Genomic DNA, 23,486 nt, shown 5'->3' on the forward strand with positions numbered 1-23,486 from the left:
AACAGATATATTGGGGACTGGTTTTGTCCTCTGCGGGGGATCCCGCGAAGGAGCTAGAGCTGGCAGGGCGTACCCATGCTTTTATGAGCCAAAAAAGTGTGTTGGGTTCAAAAGAGGTAATTGGAGCTGCTAGAAAGTGGTTTCATCATATCGAAGCACCCACGGGATGGTTCGATCTTGCGTCAACTACTTTCGACAAACTGGTTGATTTTTTCATACATCAAGATACTGGTTTAGGTGGAGGTGCATCAGACGCCTCAATCAAAATCGAAATCACCCCCACAACCGAATCCCGCCGCGACCTCCAAGGCCAGGACGATATCCGCAATGACGTCTCCAACGGCTACGTCGATCGTCGCCTGACCCACAGTATCGCATTCACCGACAGCACCCTCGACAACACCGACTTCACCTCCGCTCAGTTGGGCAGTTTGGCCAGCGGTGGTGTTCGCCCCGGCGAGCTCCAGATCGACCCCAACGTGCGACCCAATCAGCACCTGGCTCAGTTCTATCGTGATGGCAATGAACAACCGGATTTCAGCCTGCGCAATGCCGTGGTACTCAACGGGTTGGCAGCAATGACTACGGTGAACACGTTTGTCGACCCGCTCTTGCTCGACCTCAGCGGCAAGGGCGTTGGCCTGACGGGTATCGAGGAGGGCGTACTGTTCGATATCGACAACAGTGGTTCACTGCGCCGCACCGGCTGGGCAGACCGGCTGAGCGGGATGCTGGTGCATGACAACGGTACTGGCCAGGTGAGCAACGTCAGCCAGCTGTTCTCCGAATACTACGGCGGCAAGGCAGGCAGCGACGGCAGCTCTGGTGAAACACCGTTCAAGGATGGCTTCGCCGCCCTGGCAAGTGTTGACGCCAACGCCGATGGCGTCATCAACGTTGAAGACGCCGTCTGGGCGCAATTGAAGGTGTGGGTCGATGGCAACCACGACGGGCGTGCCGATGCCGGTGAGCTGAGGGCATTGCAGGAGCATGGCATTAGCCAGATCAAGCTCGGCCAGGTCGAGCCGGTAGGAGAGGTGCGTCAAGGTAACGAGGTCATTTCCCGAGGCGCTTTCACTGTCAATGGTGAGGACCGGGAAGTACTGGCGGTGAGGTTTCTTGCCGATACCGTCGGTAATCGGATCGAGGCCCAGGAGGGTGGCACTCTACTGACTTCGTCAAGCGGGCCCACTTCCCGAAGGGCCTACATCAGCCAGAGTGCTCAAGAAAGCACGCTGGACGCCGCAGCGCTCGGCGTACAGACGCTGTACGGCAGCGCGGGCGATGATGTCTTGACCGCGGCTCCAGAGGGCAGTTGGCTGGTTGGTGGCGGTGGCAGCAACACCTATCACGGCGGGGCGGGCGACGATGTATTCGTGATCAGTGCCAGCGACGATTGGGCGAACATGCAGGGCAATGGTGGGCGCGACACGGCACTGATCGTGGGGGAGCATGGCGTTGGGCTGAACATGGCCAAGGCCGGGCTGACCATTGCGCAAGGCGGGCGGGGTAAGGACATCATCGCCAGCGGCGGTCAACGCGGAGTATTCATCAAGGGCGGCTCGGGCGACAGCTTGCTGATTGGCGGGGGCGGCAACGATGTGCTTGTGGGTGGTACAGGCCGTAACGACATCATCGGTGGTACCGGCAAGTCGGTGATCTATGCGGGCCCCAAGGGGGATCGCATCCGGGCCTCGGCGGGCGGAAGTATCATTTACGCCGGTGGTGGCGCTGATCGGATTACGGGCGGTGCTGCCGATGACGTGATCGAGGCCGGACGCGGCGATGCCACGATCGACGGAGGCGCGGGCACCAACCTGGTCAGTTTGCATGGTGCTCACGACGAGTACCTGATCACACGTACCGAATCGGGCCACCTGATCACCGACACCGTGGCGGGACGAGATGGCCGCCTGAGCCTGAGCAACATCCAGAAACTCAGCTTCGCCGACATTGCTGCCATCGATCTTCTCGGCCGGGGAGCCATGCCAATCGGCGACAGGCTCTCGCCTGAGCAACTGGCTACATTCGCCACCACTGACACGGCGCTGATAGTCCCTGCAACGGCGCTGCTGGGCAATGACCAGCCACTTGGCAGCAGCGGGCCATTGCGCATCGCCTCAGTCAGCGCTGGCAAGGGTGCAACAGTGCGGCTGAATGAGCAGGGTGATGTGGAGGTCACGCCGTTGCCAGGCCATGACGGTGATGTCAGTTTCCGCTACGACTTGGTCGATGCTGCCGGCAACGCCTCCATGAGTGTGACCGAGGTGGGCAGTGCTGCATCAGCACCCTTGCGGGCAACGGTAACGTTGCGCCATGAACAATCCCCCGCTGACCCGCTGTCGGGGCGGCAGTGGTATCTGGACGAGATCAATGTCGCGCCGGTATGGCGTGACTTCACGGGCAAGGGGGTGAGGATAGGGCAGTTCGAGCCGGGTGGGGAGTTTGCCGTGGCGCCGGAAATCTTCGACATCGGGCACCCCGATCTCAAGCCGAATATCGATCCCATCTGGCTGCAAACCCAACGCACCAATGGCACGCTGCCCGCTCTGGCGTCCAATCATGCCACTCAAGTGGCTGGGGTCATGGTTGGCGCGCGCAATGATCAAGGAGGGATCGGCATCGCATATGAGGCGAAGATCGGCGGGCACTACCTGGCCAACAAAGGCGATGACCTGACCAATCTGGGGCAAATGGTCAACTACGACATAGCCAACAACAGTTGGGGTTTCAAAACGGACTTCGGACTTACAAATGTTCCAGAAGGAAAAGTCGATACTGCTCTGGCGCTGGCATTCAGCACTACGCTTGCCGCCACCAACGGCCGTGGCGGGCTAGGCACCATCGTCGTCGCCTCTGGTGGCAACCAGCGCCATAAAGGCGGTAATGCACAGGGCTCGCTGACCAACAACAACCGCCACGCCATTGAAGTGGCGGCCATCAACGCAAAGGCAGACCTCTCGGTACTGCAAGCTGCCACGGCACCCTTTTCCAATCCAGGCTCCAGCTTGCTGGTCGCTGCACCGGGGAGCCATGTTCTATCCAGTGGCGTCAGCCTTGAAGCGGAGCGCGGTGCGTCGGTCGGCAGCGCCTACAGCACGACTCAGGGCACCAGCTTCGCCGCGCCGATCGTCTCAGGCGTGGTGGCGTTGATGTTGCAGGCCAACCCGGGGTTGGGTTACCGGGATGTTCAGCAGATCCTCGCACTGTCTGCGCGCAAAGTGGATGACGCATCAACCCAATGGGCTTACAACGCAGGGCGCAATTGGAATGGCGGTGGCATGCACGCCAGCCACGACTACGGCTTTGGCATGATCGACGCCCGCGCGGCGGTGCGCCTTGCCGAGTCCTGGGGGAGCCGGGCGACCAAGGCCAATGAACGGCTGCTGACAGCCAGCAGTGAACCAGTGGCTCAACAGGTTGCGGCGGGGCAGGTTGCGACTTTGTCTTTGACCCTGCCGGCTGATTTGCTGGTGGAGCATGTGGAGGTCGATGTCCACTCGATGGTCGGCCGCCTTGGCGACATGACGCTCACGCTGGTGTCGCCTGGCGGCACGCGCAGCGTACTGCTCGATCGCACAGGCAAGGCGCCGGGCTCTGGTGATGACGATCTGGGCGATTCGCGTTCAGGGGCGTTCAAATATGGGTTCATGTCGACCCATCATCGCGCAGAGCGCTCGGCTGGGGAGTGGAAGCTTGAGGTGCGTAATGCTGTTGCTGGCTTACCGTTAACGCTTGATCGCTGGACGCTGCGCCTCGTCGGCAGCCCCGGCACCACCGATGATGTCTATTACTTCACCGATGACTACGCGAACCTGGTGGCAGAAAACCCAGGGCGCGCGAAGCTTGACGATGCCATCAGCGGCACCGCTGGCGGGCGCAATACGTTGAATGCGGCTGCAGTAAGTCGCAGTATCTCGGTGGATCTGGCCAGCGGCAGCGCCAGTATTGCCGGTGCGGCGCTCACCATAGCCCCTGGTTCGGTGCAAAACCTTATCAGTGGTGATGGCGACGATACCTTGATTGCCGGGACCGCCGGGGCATTACTGGATGGTGGCCGTGGGTACAACCTCCTCAAGGGGGGTGAGGGTACCGACCGCTTTGTCATCCACAGGCGTGCAGGCGGTAACGATGTACTCAAGCAGTTCGAGACTTCGCGTGAGGTGATCGACCTGGTCGGCTTTGGTGGTTCAGGGTTTGCTGACTTGCAGATGCAACAGGACGGCAATTCGACTTTGCTCGACCTTGGCAGTGGGCAGAAGCTGACGATTGCGGACACTACGATTGCCGAACTGCGGTCAGCGAACTTCCGTTTCCTTGACGCTTTCACCGCTGCGCCAGGTTATTTCGAGGGCAGCCCTGAAGAGCAGACGACCCCGCCTGTCAGCGCGAATGTTCTGCTTACCGGTGGTGCAGGTGGCGTGTCGCTTGCCAGTGACGCATCCGGGCAGTTGGTGGCTTCGTTGGCAGGCACGATATATTCCCCGCCGACGGTTGCGCCCAGCGTGTTTCTGGTGACAAAACAAGAAGGTGTGAGCGATTACAAGAACACCCTTCGGGGGTTCCGACACGGTATCGACAAGATTGACCTGACCCAGGTAGGCATCAGTCGCTTCGAGGATCTGCACGTCAGCAAAGTCCAGCGCTTCAAACTCAATGACTTTGCGCAGATTCACGGTGTAGCCGTTGATACCCAGGCAGTGCCGGGGCAGGAAGGTATAGTGAAGATGCTGTACCTGGATGCGCTCGAAGTTGCGCAGGTGACAGCGGAGGACTTTATCTTCGCGCAGCCGGCAATGGTCACATCTGAAGCGGTTGCCGTGGCAGAGATTTCCGCCCTTTCAGCAGGGTCATCGCTGGTTGCTGTCGAGCACTCGCTACCGAGCCTGGGGAATCTTGTTGACGCAATGGCTGCGTTCGCCCCTGAACCTGCGGGGCCTGTGCTTATAGGTGATATGTCGGCGCAACGCATCGACTCGACGATTGCCGTAGCCGCCTAGGCGTTGTCGTTCAGGGCTGGAGTGATATTGGAGGCCTATCGCCAGCAAGCCAGCTCTCACAGGTGCATCATGCCTTCAGGCCTGGCACCGTGTGGGAGCGGGCAAGCCCGCGAAGAGTCCAGCCCCTATCTCAAGGCCTGCGCTCGAAGTTCTTGGCCGCTGCCGCCGCCAGGTCCGGCGGCAGGAAGTCCTTGTCCGGGTTGTAGTCAGGTTTCAGGTAGCGCTTCAGGTCCTGCAGGTCTTGCGGGCTCAGGGTGCCGGCTGCCTGCTTCAGGCTCAGGTTGTCGAGGATGTAGTCGTAACGGCTATTGTTGTAGTCGCGCACCGAGGTGTACAGCTGGCGCTGGGCATCAAGCACGTCGACGATGTTGCGGGTACCGACCTGGTAGCCGATTTCGGTGGCTTCCAGCGCGCTCTGGTTGGAAATGATCGACTGCTTGCGCGCCTGTACCTGTTCCACATCGGTGTTCACTGCGCGGTGCAGGTTGCGGGTGTTCTCCACGACCTGGCGGCGCAGGCTTTCACGCTGTTGCTCGCTCTGGCTCAGGCGCTGGTAAGCCTCGCGTACCTGCGAGCTGGTCAGGCCGCCGCTGTAGATCGGTATGTTCAGTTGCAGGCCAACGCTGGTCTGCTCGACGTCGCCGCTGTAGCGCACCCCCAGTTGCGATGGGTTGGTGAAGCCAAGGCTATCGTTGTCACCCTTCTGGTACTTGGCCACTGCGTCCAGGGTCGGTGCATGCCCGGCCTTGCGCTGACGCAGGGTCTCTTCTGCGGCAGAAACCGCGTAGTTGGTGGCCAGCAGGTTGAGGTTCTGGCGCCCGGCGGTTTCGACCCAGGCTTTGGCATCGTTGGGCGTTGGCACTTGTACCGGCAGGCTATGTACCACGCCCTGGATAGAGGTGTACTCACGGTTGGTCAGGGTCACCAGGGCCTCGAAGGCATCCTGCACCTGGCGTTCGGCGATGATCCGGTTGGCCCGTGCAGTGTCATAACTGGCTTGGGATTGCAGCACGTCGGTCTTGTCCGAAAGGCCCACGTCGAAACGCTCGTTGGACTGATCCAGCTGGCGCTTGAAGGCGGCTTCTTCTGCCTTGGTGGCGGCCAGGTTGTCCTGGGCGCGGAGGACGGCGAAGTAGTTTTGCGCGGTTTGCAGGATCAGGTTTTGCTCGGTCGCCGACAGCTCCAGGGCTGCCTGTTCGTTGACTGCTTCGGCGGCTTGCAACTGGAACCAGCGATCAGCGCGGAAGATCGGCTGAGCCAGGGTCGCGCTCCAGGAGTTGCCGCTGCGATTGGACGTGATGGATGGCTCGTCCAGCTTGGTGCGGGTGTTCATCATCTCGGCACCGGCCGACAGGTTTGGCAGCAACCCGGCGCGGGCCTGCGGCACCACTTCGCGGCGCGCCCCGTAATCGGCGCGGGCTGCAGCCAGGTCGGCGTTGTTGTCCACTGCTTCCTGGTAGACGCTGACCAGATCGGTTTTGACTGTCGAGGGCACGTCCGCTGCCCAGACCACTCCGTTGGACGCACAAGACACGGCTATCGCCAGTGAGAGTTTGCGCAGCATAGAGGCAATCCTTGTACGAAATTTAATTACTGAACTGTTGAGTATCGAGCGATGGGCCAGTGTAGTGCCATGCGCACCCGGCAACAATCGCTCGGTGTGCCTTTCATCATCCGCGCATTTACCTGCTTGGCTTTGCTGACCACTCCAGTCTAGACTGCGCATGTTCTTGTCGGGGTGCCTTGAAGCAAAGGCTGAGATCGCAGAGGTGCGGATCCCGTTGAACCTGATCAGGTTAGCGCCTGCGTAGGGAACAAGATTGCTCGCCTTCCCGGGGAGCCTCTTGTGCCAGGTCCGGGATTGTCACAGCTGCATACAGCTTCAGGCACCCCCATGTCCGGCACTGCACCCAAAGAGGGTGCGTCCGCGCGTTTCAGGTTCACCCCGACATTCCACTGCTAGGAAGCCGTCAGGAGAGCCTGTGATGACCAAACAAGAAAAAGCGATCAACCTCAGCGAATCGGCACAAGTCGATCAGCAGTCCGTGCAACCCTTCCCGCGTTCGCGCAAGGTGTATGTCGAAGGCTCGCGCCCGGACATCCGCGTCCCCATGCGTGAAATCAGCCTGGATGACACCCCGACCGATTTCGGCGGCGAGTCCAACGCCCCGGTGCTGGTGTATGACACGTCTGGCCCGTACACCGACCCCGACGTGATCATCGACGTGCGCAAAGGCCTGCCCGATGTGCGTTCGGCGTGGATCGAAGCCCGCGGTGACACCGAGCGCCTGGAAGGTCTGAGCTCCGACTTCGGTCAGCAGCGCCTGAACGATGCAGAGCTGGCCAAGCTGCGTTTTGCCCATGTGCGCAACCCGCGCCGGGCCAAGGCCGGCGCCAACGTCTCGCAGATGCACTATGCCCGTCAGGGCATCATCACCGCCGAAATGGAATACGTGGCCATCCGCGAAAACATGAAGCTACAGGAGGCCCGCGCTGCCGGCCTGCTGAATGAGCAACATGCCGGCCACAGCTTCGGTGCCAACATCCCGAAAGAAATCACCCCTGAATTCGTCCGCCAGGAAATCGCCCGTGGCCGCGCGATCATTCCGGCCAACATCAACCACCCGGAAGTAGAGCCGATGATCATTGGCCGCAACTTCCTGGTGAAGATCAACGGCAACATCGGCAACAGCGCCCTGGGTTCCTCGATCGAGGAAGAGGTGGCCAAGCTGACCTGGGGCATCCGCTGGGGCTCGGACACGGTCATGGACCTGTCCACCGGCAAGCACATCCACGAAACCCGCGAGTGGATCATTCGCAACTCGCCGGTGCCGATCGGTACCGTGCCGATCTACCAGGCCCTGGAAAAGGTCAACGGCGTGGCAGAGGACCTGACCTGGGAACTGTTCCGCGACACCCTGATCGAGCAGGCCGAACAGGGCGTGGACTACTTCACCATTCACGCCGGTGTGCTGCTGCGCTATGTGCCCCTGACCGCCAAGCGGGTCACCGGCATCGTCAGCCGCGGTGGCTCGATCATGGCCAAGTGGTGCCTGGCTCACCACAAGGAAAACTTCCTGTACACCCACTTCGACGAAATCTGCGAAATCATGAAGGCCTACGACGTCAGCTTCTCGCTGGGCGACGGCCTGCGCCCTGGCTCGATTGCAGACGCCAACGACGCCGCGCAGTTCGGTGAGCTGGAAACCCTCGGCGAGCTGACCAAGATTGCCTGGAAGCACGACGTGCAATGCATGATCGAAGGCCCCGGCCACGTGCCGATGCAGTTGATCAAAGAGAACATGGACAAGCAGCTGGAGTGCTGCGACGAGGCGCCGTTCTACACCCTCGGCCCACTGACCACCGACATCGCGCCGGGTTACGACCACATCACCTCGGGCATTGGTGCGGCAATGATCGGCTGGTTCGGTTGCGCCATGCTCTGCTACGTCACGCCGAAGGAGCACCTGGGCCTGCCGAACAAGGACGACGTCAAGACCGGCATCATCACCTACAAGATCGCCGCGCATGCCGCCGACCTTGCCAAGGGCCACCCGGGTGCACAGATTCGCGACAATGCCCTGTCCAAGGCGCGTTTCGAGTTTCGTTGGGAAGACCAGTTCAACCTGGGCCTCGACCCGGACACCGCCCGTGCTTTCCACGACGAGACCCTGCCGAAGGAATCGGCCAAGGTCGCGCACTTCTGCTCGATGTGCGGGCCGAAGTTCTGCTCGATGAAGATCACCCAGGAAGTGCGTGAGTACGCTGCCAAGATCGAGGCCGTGGATGTGACGGTCGAACAAGGCATGCGTGAGCAGGCCGAGCGGTTCCGCCAGGAAGGCAGCCAGCTGTACCACAAAGTCTAAACCGCAGCACCTTACCCTGTGGGAGCGGGCTTGCCCGCGAAGCAAGCACTGCGGTGCATGGCACCGGCTTTGCCGGTGTTCGCGGGCAAGCCCGCTCCCACAGGGTGGTGTATGCCACTTAACATCACTCCTGCGGACATGACCATGACATCACCCAGCCAGTTCTCTCCCGACCATCCAATCCCCATCCAGCAGCGCATTTTCGGTGCTCGCGACCTGTTTTCACTGTGGTTTTCCCTCGGCATCGGCCTGATGGTGCTGCAGGTCGGCGCCATGCTGGCGCCAGGCCTAGGCCTTGCTGGCGCCGTGCTGGCCATCGCCCTGGGCACCGGTGTCGGTGTGCTGTTGCTGGGTGCGGCGGGGGTTATCGGCAGCGACACCGGCCTGTCCGCCATGGGCACCCTGAAACTCAGCCTGGGCAGCCATGGCGCGCGCTTGCCGGCGCTGCTCAACTTGCTGCAACTGGTGGGTTGGGGCGCTTTCGAGATTATCGTCATGCGCGATGCTGCCAGCTTGCTGGGTGCGCGAGCGTTCGGTGAGGAAAGTGCCTGGAACAGCCCCATGCTCTGGACGCTGTGCTTCGGTGCCCTGGCCACCCTGCTGGCTGTCAGCGGGCCACTGGCCTTCGTGCGCAAGGTACTGCGCGCCTGGGGCATCTGGTTGTTGCTGGGCGCTTGCCTGTGGCTGAGCTGGAACCTGTTCGCCAAGGCCGACCTGGCGGAGCTGTGGAACCGTGCCGGGGATGGTTCGATGTCGCTGGCGGTTGGCTTCGATATCGTCATCGCCATGCCGCTGTCCTGGCTGCCGCTGATCGCGGACTACTCGCGCTTTGCCCGCAATGGCAGGCATGTGTTCGGCGGTACGGTAGTGGGCTACTTCATCGGCAACACCTGGCTGATGAGCCTGGGCGTGGCGTACACGCTGGCGTTCGCCGCCAGTGGCGAAGTCAATGCCTTGCTGCTGGCCCTGGCGGGCGCCGGCATGGGGATTCCGCTGCTGCTTATTCTGCTGGACGAGTCGGAAAAGGCCTTCGCCGACATCCACTCGGCGGCGGTTTCCACCGGTGTGCTGCTACCGCTGAAGGTCGAGCACCTGGCGTTGGCCATCGGCGTGATGTGCACCCTGATCGCCCTGTTGGCGCCACTGGCACAGTACGAAAACTTCCTGTTGCTGATCGGTTCGGTGTTCGCACCGCTGTTCGGCGTGGTGCTGATGGACCACTACGTGGTCCGTCGACGCCGTCTGCCAGCACAGGTCAATGGCTTGCACTGGCAGGCGTTGGTGGCCTGGTTTGCCGGGGCGGTGGCCTATCACCTGATTGCCGCCAAGGCGCCCGAACTGGGCGCCACCCTGCCCGCATTGCTGCTGGCAGGTGTGCTGCATGGGCTGCTAAGCCTCAGCCGCGGCCGGGAAACAGTTCAGGCTTGAGTACGCCATTCAGGCGCGGGTAGGGGATCTTCAGTTCCACGTGGCCCATGGAATAGGGCGCGATGGCATAGACCTCGTACTTGACCACTACCGCGCCGTACGTCAGGGCGACGTGCGGCGATTTCTTGAACGGCCAGGTCTTGACGAACTCGGCATCCTTGTCCATTCCCACGCTCATCAGCCAGGCACGGTGCGATTCTTCGACGGTTTTCCAGAAGGTGTCTTCCTGGCCGGGCACCAGCATGTCCTGCAGGGTCAGCACCTTGTCCAGTTTGCGTGAATAGTTGATGAAGCCGCGCCCGGGCATGCCGTGGGCACCACCGCTGTCCAGGTAGCTGGACAACTCGATGATCACCAGCCCGTCATGCTGCTCGCGTACCTTGGCTTGCAAGTAGCTGCTGTTACGTTTGTCGGCACTGGCCAGATATTGCTGTTCGTAGGCCTGCAGGGTGGCTGGTGCGGTGCCATGCTGATTGTCTTCGGTCAGTTGCAGCAGGCGTTTTTCGACGATGCCGTCGAGCTTGGGCAGGGCCGGGAAGTGGATCATGTCGATGTTCACCAGCGGGCAGTCGCTCTCGCTGCAGCCGGGTTTGACATGCTCCCAGGCGTCGCGCTTGACCTCGAGCGGGGCCCGGTAGTTGGGCGTGAACAGGCTCTGGCAGGCGCCCAGAGCGAGTGCCAGCACGGCCACGGAAGTCAGTTTGACAAGTGTCATGATGATCCTTGCAGAACAGGGAAAAGTCGGCCTTTGACCGTCTGCGCGGCCTTCAGTTCGCCACTAAGCTAACAGAGTGAAGGGCTGCTGTCCCGAGTGCGCCAGCGGTTGCTGGAAAGGGGTGAAACCAACAGGCGTGCGGAGTAGGATGGCGCGAAGCAGTATTCGAGGTAATGAGGATTTCCATGTCAGACGCGTTGAACGCTGTGCCCAAGGGCTTCGAAATCATCGAGCGGGCCAATTGCTTCCAGGGCTTTTACAAGCTCGACAAGTTACGCCTGCGCCACGAGCTATTTGCCGGGGGCATGGGGCGCGAGATCAGTCGCGAACTGTTTGTGCGCCACGATGCGGTATGCGTGCTGCCGTACGACCCAGCGCGCGATGAAGTGGTGCTGATCGAACAGTTTCGCGTGGGCGCCCTGGACAAGGTCGCCAACCCCTGGCTGATCGAGATGGTTGCCGGGCTGATCGACAAAGACGAGCAGCCCGAGGAAGTCGCCCATCGCGAGGCTGAAGAAGAAGCCGGCCTGACCTTCAGCGCCCTGTGGCCGATGACCCGCTACTTCCCGTCGCCTGGCGGCAGTGACGAATACGTTCATCTGTTCCTCGGCCGTTGCAGCAGCGAGGGCGCGGGAGGGCTGCATGGCCTGGAGGAAGAGGGCGAAGACATTCGCGTACGCGTGTGGGCGTTCGAGGATGCCCTGCAGGCGGTGCGCGACGGGCGCATCTGCAATGCGGCCACCATCATTGGCCTGCAATGGCTGGCGCTGAACCGTGACGAAGTAAGAGGTATGTGGAAGTGAACCTGCTGCGCGAGCGCTATCGAGTTGACCTGGTCGGGCTGCAGGCAGCCTGCGAGGCCAACTATGCCCGGCTGATGCGCTTGTTGCCCGACATGCGCACCACCCAGAGCTCGCGCCGCATCGGCATGACCCAGGGTGACCAGATGCTTGGCGTGCTGGTGCTCGACGTGGTGCTGGCCTGCCCGTATACCACCACCCTGCATGTGCGCCAGGAACACAGCCTGCCGTGGTTGCCAGTGCCACACCTGGAAGTGCAGGTGTATCACGATGCGCGCATGGCCGAAGTGGTCAGCGCCGAACACACCCGGCGCCTGCGCAGCATCTACCCGTATCCGAACGATGCCATGCACCAGCCGGACGAAAAGGCCCAGCTCAACCTGTTCCTGGGTGAATGGCTCAGCCACTGCCTGGCCTGCGGCCACGAACTGGCAAGTGTTCGCTGAATTGTGACGTGAGTCGTTTGCGGGTGTTTGCTCGTCACCGTCGCACAGCCATAATTCCCGCTGAATCCATTCGAGGAGATGGCCGTTGTCGCCGCCAGACCAATCCCGCCCCGTGCATGTGGTGCAACTGACCGATGCCCACCTGTTCGCCGACCCGGCTGGCAGCATGCTGGGCCTCAAGACCCGAGACAGCCTGCGCCACGTGGTGGCCCAGGTGCGGCGCGAGCAGCCGCTTGTCGACTTGCTGCTGTGCACGGGCGACCTGTCCCAGGATGCCAGCGTGGCATCCTATGAAGCGTTTCGGGAGCTGACCGCACCGTTTGCCGTACCCACTCGCTGGCTGCCGGGCAACCATGACGAGGCTCAGGTGATGGCGCAGGTGGCGCCGGAACTGGTGCAGGCGGTGACTGATATCGGCGCGTGGCGGGTGGTCATGCTCAACACCGCCGTGCAGGGTGCTACCCACGGGTTTCTGCAAGATGACCAGCTGGCCGTACTGGAAGCCGCCTTGAAAGAGGCCGGCGAGCGGCATTGCCTGGTGTGCTTCCACCATCAGCCAGTGGACATCGGCTGCGCCTGGATCGCGCCGATCGGCTTGCGCAATGCCCAGGCGCTTTTCGATATCGTTGAAGGATATCCACAGGTACGGGCTTTGCTATGGGGGCATGTGCATCAGGAATGGGATGAGGTTCGAGAGGGGCGGCGCCTGTTGGCCACGCCGTCGACCTGCATTCAGTTCGCGGCGCGCAGCGAAGACTTCCAGGTGAGCGAAGAGCATCCGGGGTACCGCTGGTTGCGCCTGCATGCCGACGGGCGGCTGGAGACCGGGGTGGAGCGGGCGCTGGATTTCGAGGTGCAGCTCGACTTCGACAGCCCAGGGTATTGAGCAGGCCACGTCAGCCTGCCGGAAATGTATTGCGAAATCCGTGGCACTGCGTCAAAACCCGGCGAACGCGCTACACTGCGCGTCCCTGCGCCCGCATTACCAGGCGCGAAGCCACAGATTCCGGGGGCAGCATGTCGGGTTCCATCCTCTATATACATGGCTTCAACAGCTCGCCGCTTTCGACCAAGGCGCGTCAGCTGGAGGCAGTCATGCAGCAGCTCGGCCTGGCCGACCAGCTGCGAGTGCCGGCCCTGCACCACCACCCACGGCAAGCCATGGTCCAGCTCGAAGCGGCCATCGCCGAACTGGGTGCGCCACTGCTGGTGGGCAGTTCGCTCGGCGGCTACTATGCCACCCATCTGGCCGAGCGCCATGGCCTCAAGGCCCTGCTGGTCAACCCGGCGGTAACCCCGCACAAGCATTTCGACGGTTACCTGGGCACCCAGCGCAATCATTACAGCGGTGAAACCTGGGAGCTGACCCACGATCACGTGCAGGCCCTGGCCGAGCTGGAAGTCGCGGCCCCGGCCGATGCCGACCGCTATCAAGTGTGGCTGCAGACCGCCGATGAAACCCTGGACTATCGACACGCCGAGCGCTATTACCGTGCTTGTGCCCTGCGTATCCAGGCCGGTGGCGACCACAGCTTCCAGGGCTTCGCCGAGCGCCTGCCGACACTGCTGGCGTTCGCCGGCATTGCCCGTGGGCAGTATGCGGCGCTCGATTTTTCTGTATTTTGACTTTTTTGCATTCACCAGACTGACGACGAGACCCTATGGCCAATCCCAGCGCTAGCGCCTATAACGCAGACGCCATCGAAGTCCTCTCGGGCCTTGATCCGGTCCGCAAGCGGCCGGGCATGTACACCGATACCAGCCGCCCCAACCACCTGGCCCAGGAAGTCATCGACAACAGTGTCGACGAAGCACTGGCCGGCCACGCGCGTTCGGTGCAGGTCATCCTGCATGCCGACCACTCGCTGGAAGTCAGCGACGACGGCCGCGGCATGCCGGTGGACATCCATCCGGAAGAGGGCGTGTCCGGGGTCGAGCTGATCCTCACCAAGCTGCACGCCGGCGGCAAGTTCTCCAACAAGAACTATCAGTTTTCCGGCGGCCTGCACGGGGTGGGTATCTCGGTGGTCAACGCCCTGTCGACGCAGGTGCGTGTGCGCGTCAAGCGTGACGGCAATGAATACCAGATGACCTTTGCCGATGGCTTCAAGGCCAGCGAGCTGGAAGTGGTCGGCTCGGTCGGCAAGCGCAACACCGGCACCAGCGTGTACTTCAGCCCCGACCCGAAGTACTTCGACTCGCCCAAGTTTTCCATCAGCCGCCTCAAGCACGTGCTCAAGGCCAAGGCGGTACTGTGCCCGGGGCTGCTGGTCAGCTTCGAGGACAAGGCCAGCGGCGAAAAGGTGGAATGGCACTACGAGGATGGCCTGCGCTCCTACCTGGTCGACTCGGTCAACGAATTCCAGCGCCTGCCCGACGAGCCGTTCTGTGGCAGCCTGGCGGGTAACAAGGAAGCGGTTGACTGGGCTTTGCTGTGGCTGCCCGAAGGCGGCGACAGCATTCAGGAAAGCTACGTCAACCTGATCCCCACCGCCCAGGGCGGCACCCACGTCAACGGCCTGCGCCAGGGCCTGCTGGATGCCATGCGTGAGTTTTGCGAGTTCCGCAACTTGCTGCCGCGCGGGGTGAAGCTGGCGCCGGAAGACGTTTGGGAGCGCATCACCTTCGTACTGTCGATGAAGATGCAGGACCCGCAGTTCTCCGGGCAGACCAAAGAGCGCCTGTCATCACGCGAGGCGGCCGCGTTCGTCTCCGGTGTGGTCAAGGATGCTTTCAGCCTGTGGCTCAACGCCCACCCCGAGCTGGGCATGCAACTGGCAGAACTCGCCATCAGCAACGCCGGTCGCCGCCTCAAGGCCAGCAAGAAGGTCGAGCGCAAGCGCATCACCCAGGGCCCGGCATTGCCCGGCAAGCTGGCCGATTGTGCGGGCCAGGACCCGATGCGTGCCGAGTTGTTCCTCGTCGAGGGTGACTCGGCCGGTGGTTCGGCCAAGCAGGCGCGGGACAAGGAATTCCAGGCCATCCTGCCGCTGCGCGGCAAGATCCTCAACACCTGGGAAGTGGACGGTGGTGAAGTCCTGGCCAGCCAGGAAGTGCACAACATTGCCGTGGCCATTGGCGTCGATCCGGGGGCAACCGACCTTGCGCAGCTGCGCTATGGCAAGATTTGCATCCTCGCCGACGCTGACTCCGATGGTCTGCACATCGCCACATTGCTGTGTGCGCTGTTCGTTCAACACTTCCGGACACTGGTCGAGGCTGGGCATGTTTATGTGGCCATGCCGCCCCTGTACCGCATCGACCTGGGCAAGGAAATCTACTACGCCCTCGACGAAGCCGAGCGTGACGGCATCCTCGACCGCCTGGTGGCCGAGAAGAAGCGCGGCAAGCCGCAGGTAACACGCTTCAAGGGCCTGGGCGAGATGAACCCGCCGCAGTTGCGCGAAACCACCATGGACCCGAACACCCGGCGCCTGGTGCAACTGACCCTGGACGACGTAGAGGCCACCTGCGAGCTGATGGACAAGCTGCTGGCCAAAAAGCGCGCCGGTGACCGCAAGAGTTGGCTGGAAACCAAGGGCAACCTGGCCGAGGTCATGGTTTGATTCGGCAAGTACTTGCCGTTTGCCTGGCGCTGGTTGCCCTGCCTTGTCTGGCGGGCAACTGGCCAGAGCTGAAGATGACAGCCGAGCACCCGATCGACGGTATGCGCGGTGGCAACCTGTCGGGGCTGGTGGAATGCCGGGGCGGGTTGTGGGGCGTGTCCGATCGTGACGACGACCGTATCTACCGCTTCGATCAGCAGAACCCGACCTGGCGCGCGCAGCCGCTTACCTTCACCCCGCCGGCTGTCCCGGAAAGCGGCCTGCCATGGGGGTTGAAGTCGCGCAACTGGGCGGCATCGTACATTCGCGGTGGCGAGCTGGATTTCGAAGGTATCACCTGTGATCAGGCGGGTAACCTCTATCTGGTCAGCGAGGCGCATGCCGCGGTGCTGCAATTGCCGCTGGACGGCGAGCCGGACTGGTTGCGGATCGACTCGGCCATGGTGCGCCAGGCCCGGGCAAGCGGCATGCTGCTGAACTTCAATGCCCTGTTCGAAGGTTTGGCGATCAACCCGGCGGGTGACCGCCTGTGGCTGGCTGCCGAGCGTGAGCGCCGTGGCCTGGTGGCCATCGAGCGCCAGCAGTCGGTCTGGACCTGCGGGCGTGGTTGCGTGCTGCTGAGCGAGGCGGGGGTCGAAATGCAACCCGCGCAGATGCCCAATGCCAGGGCCCTGTCGCGCGACTTCGCTGACCTGGCCTGGTTCGAGGGCAAGCTGTTTACCCTCGAACGTAACGCCTACCGGGTGTGCCGACGTGATATCGACAGTGGCAAGGTCGAGCGTTGCTGGTCGTTCGCTGCTGATGCGCTGGTCGAGTCACGGCGCTACGCGCAGCCGTTTGGCCTGGCCGAAGCACTGGTGATCGATGCCAAGGGCGCCTGGATTGGCCTGGACAACAACAACGGCGCCCGTGCCGACGGTGAAACCCGGCCGGTCGTCTGGCGCTTCGACGCACCGGAAGGCGGCTGGAGCGCCAAACCATGAGCCAGGCGCCGGGCAAGCGCGCGGGCAAGTTACTGATGATCGTCGCCTGGGCGGCGGCGCTGTTTCTTGCCACGCGCTTTTTCGGCCAGTGGGAAGACAGCCAGCGTAACCCCAACCGCCAGGTGCAATCCGAGCATGGTCAAGGCTTTATCGAAGTGCGCCTGCTGAGTAATGGCCAGGGCCACTTCGTGGTGGATGGTGCCATCAACGGCCAGGTGGTGCACTTCATGCTCGACACCGGCGCCACCGACGTGGCGATCCCGGAGGCGTTGGCTCGTGAACTGAGCCTGGAGCGCGGTAGCCCGGTGCTACTGAGCACCGCCAACGGCCGCACCGAAGGTTACCGCACGCGCCTGACCAGCCTGCAACTGGGCGATATCCGCCTGCAGAACGTACGCGCCATCGTGGTGCCGGGCCTGGATGGGTCCACCGTACTGCTGGGCATGAGTGCCCTGCAACAACTTGAATTTACCCAGCGCGGTGGCACCATGCTGCTGCGCCAGAACCTGAAATAATGACGAGGCCCGCATGAGCGACTCACTGGAACTCAGCCTGGACGGCGTCGAACGCCGCTCGCTGGCTGACTTCACCGAACAGGCCTACCTCAACTACTCCATGTACGTGATCATGGATCGTGCCTTGCCGCATATCGGCGACGGCCTGAAGCCGGTGCAGCGACGCATCGTCTACGCCATGAGCGAGTTGGGGCTCGATGCCGATGCCAAGCACAAGAAGTCGGCACGTACCGTCGGTGACGTGCTCGGCAAGTTCCATCCCCATGGCGATTCGGCCTGCTACGAGGCCATGGTGCTGATGGCGCAGCCGTTCAGCTACCGCTACACCCTGGTCGATGGCCAGGGCAACTGGGGTGCGCCGGATGATCCGAAGTCGTTCGCCGCCATGCGCTACACCGAGGCGCGGCTGTCACGCTACGCTGAAGTGCTGCTCAGCGAAGTCGGCCAGGGCACCGTGGACTGGGTGCCGAACTTCGACGGCACATTGCAGGAGCCGGCCGTGCTGCCTGCGCGCCTGCCCAACATCCTGCTCAACGGTACCACCGGTATCGCCGTGGGCATGGCCACCGACGTACCGCCGCACAACCTGCGAGAGGTGGCCAGTGCCTGTGTGCGACTGCTCGATGAGCCCAAGGCAACCATCGAGCAGTTGTGCGAGCACATTCAGGGGCCGGATTACCCGACCGAGGCAGAGATCGTCACGCCGCGGGCTGAAATTCTCAAGATGTACGAAAGCGGCCGCGGCTCGATCCGCATGCGCGCCGTGTACCGCGTCGAGGATGGCGACATCGTCGTCACTGCGCTGCCGCACCAGGTCTCCGGGGCCAAAGTGCTGGAGCAGATTGCCGCGCAGATGCAGGCCAAGAAGCTGCCGATGGTCGCCGACCTGCGCGACGAGTCGGACCACGAGAACCCGTGCCGTATTGTCATCATCCCGCGATCCAACCGCGTCGATGTCGACGAGCTGATGCAGCACCTGTTCGCTACCACCGACCTGGAAAGCACCTATCGGGTCAACGTGAATATCATCGGCCTGGACGGCCGGCCGCAGTTGAAAAACCTGCGAACCCTATTGGTGGAGTGGCTGGAGTTCCGCACCAATACCGTTCGTCGCCGCCTGCAGCATCGTCTGGAAAAGGTCGAGAAGCGTCTGCACCTGTTGGACGGTTTGCTCACTGCATTCCTCAACCTGGATGAAGTGATCCACATCATCCGTACCGAGGAATATCCCAAGCAGGCCCTGATCGAACGTTTCGAGCTGACCGAGATACAGGCCGACTACATCCTCGAGACCCGCCTGCGGCAGTTGGCGCGCCTGGAAGAGATGAAGATCCGCGGTGAGCAGGATGAGTTGCTGAAGGAGCAAGCCAAGCTGCAGGCCTTGCTGGGGAGCGAGGCCAAACTGCGCAAGCTGGTGCGCAGCGAGCTGATCAAGGATGCCGAAACCTATGGCGATGATCGTCGCTCGCCGATCGTAGCGCGTGCCGAAGCCAAGGCGCTGTCGGAAAACGAGCTTATGCCGACCGAGCCCGTCACCGTGGTGCTGTCGGAGAAGGGCTGGGTGCGCTGCGCCAAGGGCCACGATATCGACGCCACTGGCCTTTCCTACAAGGCCGGCGACGGCTTCAAGGCTGCTGCGGCCGGGCGTTCAAACCAGTTTGCCGTGCTTATCGATTCCACCGGTCGCAGCTACTCGCTGGCCGCCCACAGCCTGCCATCGGCGCGTGGCCAGGGCGAGCCGCTGACTGGCCGTCTGACGCCGCCACCGGGGGCGACTTTCGAATGTGTGTTGTTGCCTGACGACGATGCGCTGTACGTGGTGGCTTCGGATGCCGGTTACGGCTTCGTGGTCAAGGGTGAAGACCTGCAGGCCAAGAACAAGGCCGGCAAAGGCCTGCTCAGCTTGCCCAACGGGGCCAAGGTCATGACCCCGCGCCCGGTGGCCGATCGCGAGCAGGACTGGTTGGCGGCGGTGACCACCGAAGGCCGCCTGCTGGTGTTCAAGGTCAGCGACTTGCCACAGCTGGGTAAAGGCAAGGGCAACAAGATCATTGGCGTGCCGGGTGACCGGGTGGCCAGCCGTGAAGAATTTGTTACCGATCTGGCCGTGATTCCCGAAGGCGCGACCCTTGTATTGCAGGCCGGCAAGCGTACCCTGTCTTTGAAGGCGGACGACCTGGAGCACTACAAGGGCGAGCGCGGTCGGCGCGGCAGCAAGCTGCCACGCGGGTTCCAGCGCGTCGATGGGTTGCAGGTGGAAGTGCCGACATAACCGGTTGTAATGTCTGGAACGGCAATTTCAACGCCGTTTCGGGCAGAAATGCTGGAGTCGGACGGTTATTTCGCGGATGATATGCCTCTTGCGGTGCCGGCGTGGCCGTGTGCCCGTTTGAATCTACATGTATCACTGCGGTGTGCCTTGTGGCAGCCGCCTGGATGGGATGATGAAATTTCTGCGCCTTCCATTTGCGCTGTTGATGACTGGCCTGCTGGGCCTTGGCGGGTGCACCATGCATCAGCCGGTTGCCCTGTATCAGCTCGACAGTGGTGATCCTGGCCAGCCGTCGCAGAGTGCGGGCATGGCCGTGGTACTCGGCCCGGTATCGGTGGCCGATTACCTTCAGCGTGAGACATTCCTGCAGCGTCAACCTGATGGCAGCCTGAGCGCGGCGACCGACGGTCGTTGGGCTGGCAGCCTTTCATCGGATATCGACCAGCTGCTGGTGCGTCAACTGGCCTGGCGTCTGGACAGCCAACGCGTAGTACTGGCCCCGGCGACCGCAGGCTTCAGCCCGGACGTACAAGTGCTGTTGTCGATCACACGCCTGGATTCTGGCAAGAACCAGCCGGCCATCCTGGATGCCCAGTGGCGTCTGCTTGACCGCCGTGGCCATGTGCGTGACAACCGTATCATCCACCTCGAGCAGCAGCACGAGGGCAGTGAGTCGTCGCAGGTGCAGGCTCAGGGCCAACTGCTGCAGAAGCTGGCGGAACAGCTGAGCACGGCGGTGAAGCCGCTGGCCAACCAGCCGGCGATTGCCGAAGAAGCACCGAAAAAGCCCGCTGCACCGACGCAGGTGAAGAAGGGGCCGGAGAAACCCAAAATCCCGATGGCCTCGCCGATTCGCACCGATATGGAAGTTTATCGGTTCTGATCAAACGGCCAGATACGACAAAGCCCGCATTCGCTGCGGGCTTTTTTGTATCTGCCGGTCTTCGTAGGAGCGGGTTTGCGCTATTGGCTGGATCTTGCGCCAGGCAGGTGATCGCAAGGAAACCAGCCTGGCTCAAGACATGCGCTGTAGATGTCGCGTCTACCTGTCAGGCGCGGTGCTCATGCATGCGCGCCAGTTGCCGTTCCAGCATTGACGGGTAGGGCTCCATAAGTCGCTCCACACAGCAGGCGCCTTCGGGGCTGGCGATCGGGCGAATACGTGCACGCTGGCGAATGAGGGCGTCATCGTTGATCTGCCGCTCCACCAGCAACAGGTTGCGGCTGTGCTGCGACAACGCCAGGGCATCCTGGACCTTCTCGGCCATCAGCAGGTCAACCAGTTCCAGCCCATGCAGGTCGTTGCCCAAGACCAGGCCTAGCTGCAGTTGCAAGGTAATGCCGCTGTCAGCTACCTCGATCTGCAGGGCGTGGCCCAGGGCGCGCAACAGTTCGCCACAGCAAATGGCGTTGGTCAGGTAGTCCTCGCCACACTCGCGGCTGTGGAACAGCACCAGGGTGCTGCCGTCGTTCAGCGTGTGCGTTTCGCCGTCGTAGAGCGAGGCCGCGTGCTCCAGGCAATCACGGTAGCGCTCGGTCAGCTCGGCCAGGCGTGTGCGTGGCAGGCGACGCAGTTGCTCCTGCGAGCCCAGCTGCACGGCAAGCACAGCGCTGTACTGCGGCTCGTCGGACTCGACCTCTGCGGCGGCTTTGGGGGCAGTGTCGTCGTCCAGCAGGCCGGCGAAGGCTTCGTCGTCATCCTCGTCTTCCAGGGCAACCTTGGCGCGCGGTGCGGCCTTGGGTGCCGGGGCCGCTGCGTGCAGGTCGTCGAACTGCTCGTCGTCGTCTTCCTCGGGCTCCGGCTCCGGGGGCGGAGGCGGGGCCAGGCGTGCATGCAGCTGGCGGGCGATGTCGCCAATCTCGTCCTGGCGGTCGGTGGCCGGGGTATAGGGCTGCGGGTCGCGCAGCCATACCCGCAGTTGCAGCAGTGGCAGGGTGATAAAGCGACCCTGACGCAAGCTGAGGGCCAAGGCCAGGGTAAGCAGGATGGCGGCCAGAATGCCCATGCTCTGCAGGCTGATCAGCATCGGCTGCTGGAACTGGCTCATGTCCAGGCTTATGCGCAGCTGCCCGGCCGTCACGTCCTGGAACGTGATTTTGGTCTGGTACAGGCCTTCGGCCTCGCCCAGCAGGCTATTGCGCGGGCGCTGGCCGGCTTCGGCGAGGATACGGTTATCCACGCTGTAGATTGCCGCATGGGCCACCAGCGGGTTTTTAACCAGGTTGCCCAGTAGCACGTTGAGACTGAGGATGTCGTTGGACACCAGCAGCTCGGTGGCCGATGTTGCAGTCTGGGTGGTCAGGCTCTGGCCCAAGGCATCGGCCTGCTCATGCATGGCCTGCTTGAACTGCAGGCCCATCACGCAGGCGTAGATCACCAGCGCCAGCGCCACCAGGAAAATGTTGGTGCAGGCGATGCGCAGTGCCAGCGGCACACGACGTTGACTCAGGGCGCGATAGATCATCAGGAAGAAATTGTCTGGTTTGACTGGCGTGGGCCGGTTCACAGAGCTCGGCTCTTAATGGCATGAAAGTGGGGGGAGTATAGCGAGCCGGGTTTTGTCGGCAAAGTATCGTTGGCGCCCGATGGTCATGGAAAATCGGTAGAATGCGCATTTTTCATCGAAGTCGGAGCCAGGTTGTGCGCGAAATCGTCCTGATCAACATCACCGGTGAGGACCGTCCCGGTCTCACTGCGGCTATCACCGGCGTCCTGCTACAGGGCGGTGTGAGTATCCTCGACATCGGCCTGGCGGTCATGCACGGCACCTTGTCGTTTGGCATCCTGGTCGACATCCCGGACAACGAAGTGGCTACCGCGCTGTTGCAAAGCGTGCAGGCTAAAGCCCACGAACTGAACCTGCAGGCCCGTTACACGCCGATTTCCGAGGCGGACTACCAGCATTGGGCTGATGGGCATGGCGAAGCGCGCCACATCGTTACCCTGCTCAGCCGTAAGATCACTCCCGAGCAACTGCAGCGGGTGAGTGCGGTGATCAGCCAGTACGGCCTGACCATCGAGCGTATCGAGCGCCTGTCGGCCCGGGTGGCACTGGATGCCGAAACCGACAAGGGCAAGGCAGCCGTCGAGATCTCCGTGCGCGGTGTGCCGAGCGATGCCCAGGCCCTGCGTGCCGACTTCTTTGCCCTGGCTGAAGAGTTGAGCGTCGACATCGCCTTCCAGAAGGACGATCTGTTCCGCCGTAACCGCCGCCTGGCGGTGTTCGACATGGACTCCACGCTGATCGAGGCCGAAGTCATCGACGAACTGGCCAAGGCGGCGGGTGTGGGTGAGCAGGTGGCGGCGATCACCGAGCGCGCCATGCGCGGTGAACTGGACTTCCGCGCCAGCTTCAAAGAGCGCATGGCGCTGCTCAAGGGCCTGGATGTGGGGGTACTGGACGAGATCGGGGCATCGCTGCGCCTGACCGAGGGTGCCGAGAACCTGTTTGCCGAGCTCAAGCGCCTGGGATACAAGACCGCGATTCTGTCCGGTGGCTTTACCTATTTCGCTCGTCAGGTGCAGGCGCGCCTGGGTATCGACTATGTGTTCGCCAACGAACTTGAAGTGGTCGATGGCAAGGTGACGGGCGTGGCTGTTGAGCCGATTGTCGATGCCCAGCGCAAGGCCGATTTGTTGAAGAAGCTGGCCAGCGACGAAGGCTTGCAACTGGAGCAGACCATCGCCGTGGGCGATGGTGCCAATGACCTGCCGATGCTGTCGCTGGCCGGTTTGGGCGTGGCGTTTCGTGCCAAGCCGCTGGTGCGCCAGTCGGCCAAGCAGGCGATTTCCACCTTGGGGCTGGACGGGGTGCTGTATCTGCTGGGCCTGCGTGATCGCGACGCCCGCGGCTGATCCGTGAATCTGGGGCCGCATGGCCCAACGAAAAAGGCC

The 23,486-nt window shown here is 62.4% G+C and carries 16 protein-coding genes and 1 riboswitch; of the genes, 13 read left to right on the forward strand and 3 right to left on the reverse strand.

Features of this window, described 5'->3' with window-relative positions:
• Positions 1–83 precede the first annotated feature (83 nt).
• Positions 84–5,000: a S8 family serine peptidase gene (locus tag ACF8FB_RS00460; protein ID WP_392510790.1), complete on the forward strand. Its 4,917-nt coding sequence runs from the start codon at positions 84–86 to the stop codon at positions 4,998–5,000.
• Positions 5,001–5,130: 130 nt separating this feature from the next.
• On the opposite strand, the gene ACF8FB_RS00465 is transcribed toward ACF8FB_RS00460, so the two are convergent.
• Positions 5,131–6,564 carry a TolC family outer membrane protein gene (locus ACF8FB_RS00465; protein WP_010955503.1) on the reverse strand — a complete coding sequence of 478 codons (1,434 nt, stop codon included), beginning with the start codon at positions 6,562–6,564 and terminating at the stop codon, positions 5,131–5,133.
• Between the two features lie 160 nt (positions 6,565–6,724).
• A riboswitch (TPP riboswitch) is annotated at positions 6,725–6,831 on the forward strand.
• 154 nt (positions 6,832–6,985) lie between these two features.
• Between ACF8FB_RS00465 and thiC the strand changes: the two genes are divergently transcribed.
• Together thiC and cytX are read left to right on the forward strand one after the other, a co-directional pair.
• On the forward strand, positions 6,986–8,866 hold the full coding sequence (gene thiC / locus ACF8FB_RS00470; protein ID WP_010955502.1) for a phosphomethylpyrimidine synthase ThiC: 1,881 nt from the start codon (positions 6,986–6,988) through the stop codon (positions 8,864–8,866).
• Positions 8,867–9,010: 144 nt separating this feature from the next.
• Positions 9,011–10,294, forward strand: coding sequence for a putative hydroxymethylpyrimidine transporter CytX (gene cytX, locus ACF8FB_RS00475; RefSeq protein WP_392510605.1), 1,284 nt, complete (start codon positions 9,011–9,013; stop codon positions 10,292–10,294).
• Here cytX and ACF8FB_RS00480 read toward each other — a convergent pair.
• Positions 10,263–11,009, reverse strand: coding sequence for an RsiV family protein (locus tag ACF8FB_RS00480; RefSeq protein WP_003249476.1), 747 nt, complete (start codon positions 11,007–11,009; stop codon positions 10,263–10,265). The genes cytX and ACF8FB_RS00480 overlap by 32 nt on opposite strands.
• 185 nt (positions 11,010–11,194) lie before the next feature.
• Between ACF8FB_RS00480 and ACF8FB_RS00485 the strand changes: the two genes are divergently transcribed.
• From ACF8FB_RS00485 to ACF8FB_RS00525, 9 genes are all read left to right on the forward strand, one after another.
• A complete protein-coding gene (locus ACF8FB_RS00485) occupies positions 11,195–11,812 on the forward strand; it encodes an NUDIX domain-containing protein (protein ID WP_003249478.1) in 618 nt (205 codons plus the stop codon).
• The gene (locus tag ACF8FB_RS00490) at positions 11,803–12,255 is read left to right on the forward strand and encodes a DUF1249 domain-containing protein (RefSeq protein WP_003249480.1); all 453 of its coding nucleotides are present in this window, start codon (positions 11,803–11,805) and stop codon (positions 12,253–12,255) included. Before ACF8FB_RS00485 ends, ACF8FB_RS00490 begins: the two co-directional genes overlap by 10 nt.
• An 85-nt stretch (positions 12,256–12,340) precedes the next feature.
• The gene (gene cpdA / locus ACF8FB_RS00495) at positions 12,341–13,141 is read left to right on the forward strand and encodes a 3',5'-cyclic-AMP phosphodiesterase (RefSeq protein ID WP_014859643.1); all 801 of its coding nucleotides are present in this window, start codon (positions 12,341–12,343) and stop codon (positions 13,139–13,141) included.
• Positions 13,142–13,272: 131 nt separating this feature from the next.
• A complete protein-coding gene (locus ACF8FB_RS00500; protein ID WP_350298516.1) occupies positions 13,273–13,881 on the forward strand; it encodes a YqiA/YcfP family alpha/beta fold hydrolase in 609 nt (202 codons plus the stop codon).
• A gap of 35 nt (positions 13,882–13,916) precedes the next feature.
• On the forward strand, positions 13,917–15,821 hold the full coding sequence (gene parE / locus ACF8FB_RS00505) for a DNA topoisomerase IV subunit B (RefSeq protein ID WP_010955497.1): 1,905 nt from the start codon (positions 13,917–13,919) through the stop codon (positions 15,819–15,821).
• Positions 15,818–16,804: an esterase-like activity of phytase family protein gene (locus tag ACF8FB_RS00510; RefSeq protein WP_392510794.1), complete on the forward strand. Its 987-nt coding sequence runs from the start codon at positions 15,818–15,820 to the stop codon at positions 16,802–16,804. The genes parE and ACF8FB_RS00510 overlap by 4 nt, the downstream gene beginning before the upstream one ends.
• A complete protein-coding gene (locus ACF8FB_RS00515) occupies positions 16,801–17,319 on the forward strand; it encodes a TIGR02281 family clan AA aspartic protease (RefSeq protein WP_350298517.1) in 519 nt (172 codons plus the stop codon). Before ACF8FB_RS00510 ends, ACF8FB_RS00515 begins: the two co-directional genes overlap by 4 nt.
• Positions 17,320–17,332: 13 nt before the next feature.
• Positions 17,333–19,591, forward strand: a complete 2,259-nt coding sequence (gene parC, locus ACF8FB_RS00520; RefSeq protein ID WP_392510796.1) for a DNA topoisomerase IV subunit A — start codon at positions 17,333–17,335, stop codon at positions 19,589–19,591.
• A 172-nt stretch (positions 19,592–19,763) separates the two neighbouring features.
• A complete protein-coding gene (locus tag ACF8FB_RS00525; protein ID WP_019437569.1) occupies positions 19,764–20,474 on the forward strand; it encodes a membrane integrity-associated transporter subunit PqiC in 711 nt (236 codons plus the stop codon).
• 166 nt (positions 20,475–20,640) lie between these two features.
• Here ACF8FB_RS00525 and ACF8FB_RS00530 read toward each other — a convergent pair whose 3' ends face one another.
• Positions 20,641–22,098: an AhpA/YtjB family protein gene (locus ACF8FB_RS00530; RefSeq protein WP_010955492.1), complete on the reverse strand. Its 1,458-nt coding sequence runs from the start codon at positions 22,096–22,098 to the stop codon at positions 20,641–20,643.
• 134 nt (positions 22,099–22,232) lie between these two features.
• On the opposite strand from ACF8FB_RS00530, the gene serB reads away from it, so the two are divergent.
• Complete coding sequence (gene serB / locus ACF8FB_RS00535; protein WP_003249498.1) at positions 22,233–23,447, forward strand: phosphoserine phosphatase SerB; 1,215 nt, start codon at positions 22,233–22,235, stop codon at positions 23,445–23,447.
• Positions 23,448–23,486: the final 39 nt, after the last annotated feature.

Origin of the sequence: Pseudomonas sp. yb_2 (assembly GCF_043103905.1) — a bacterium.
GTDB lineage: Bacteria > Pseudomonadota > Gammaproteobacteria > Pseudomonadales > Pseudomonadaceae > Aquipseudomonas > Aquipseudomonas alloputida.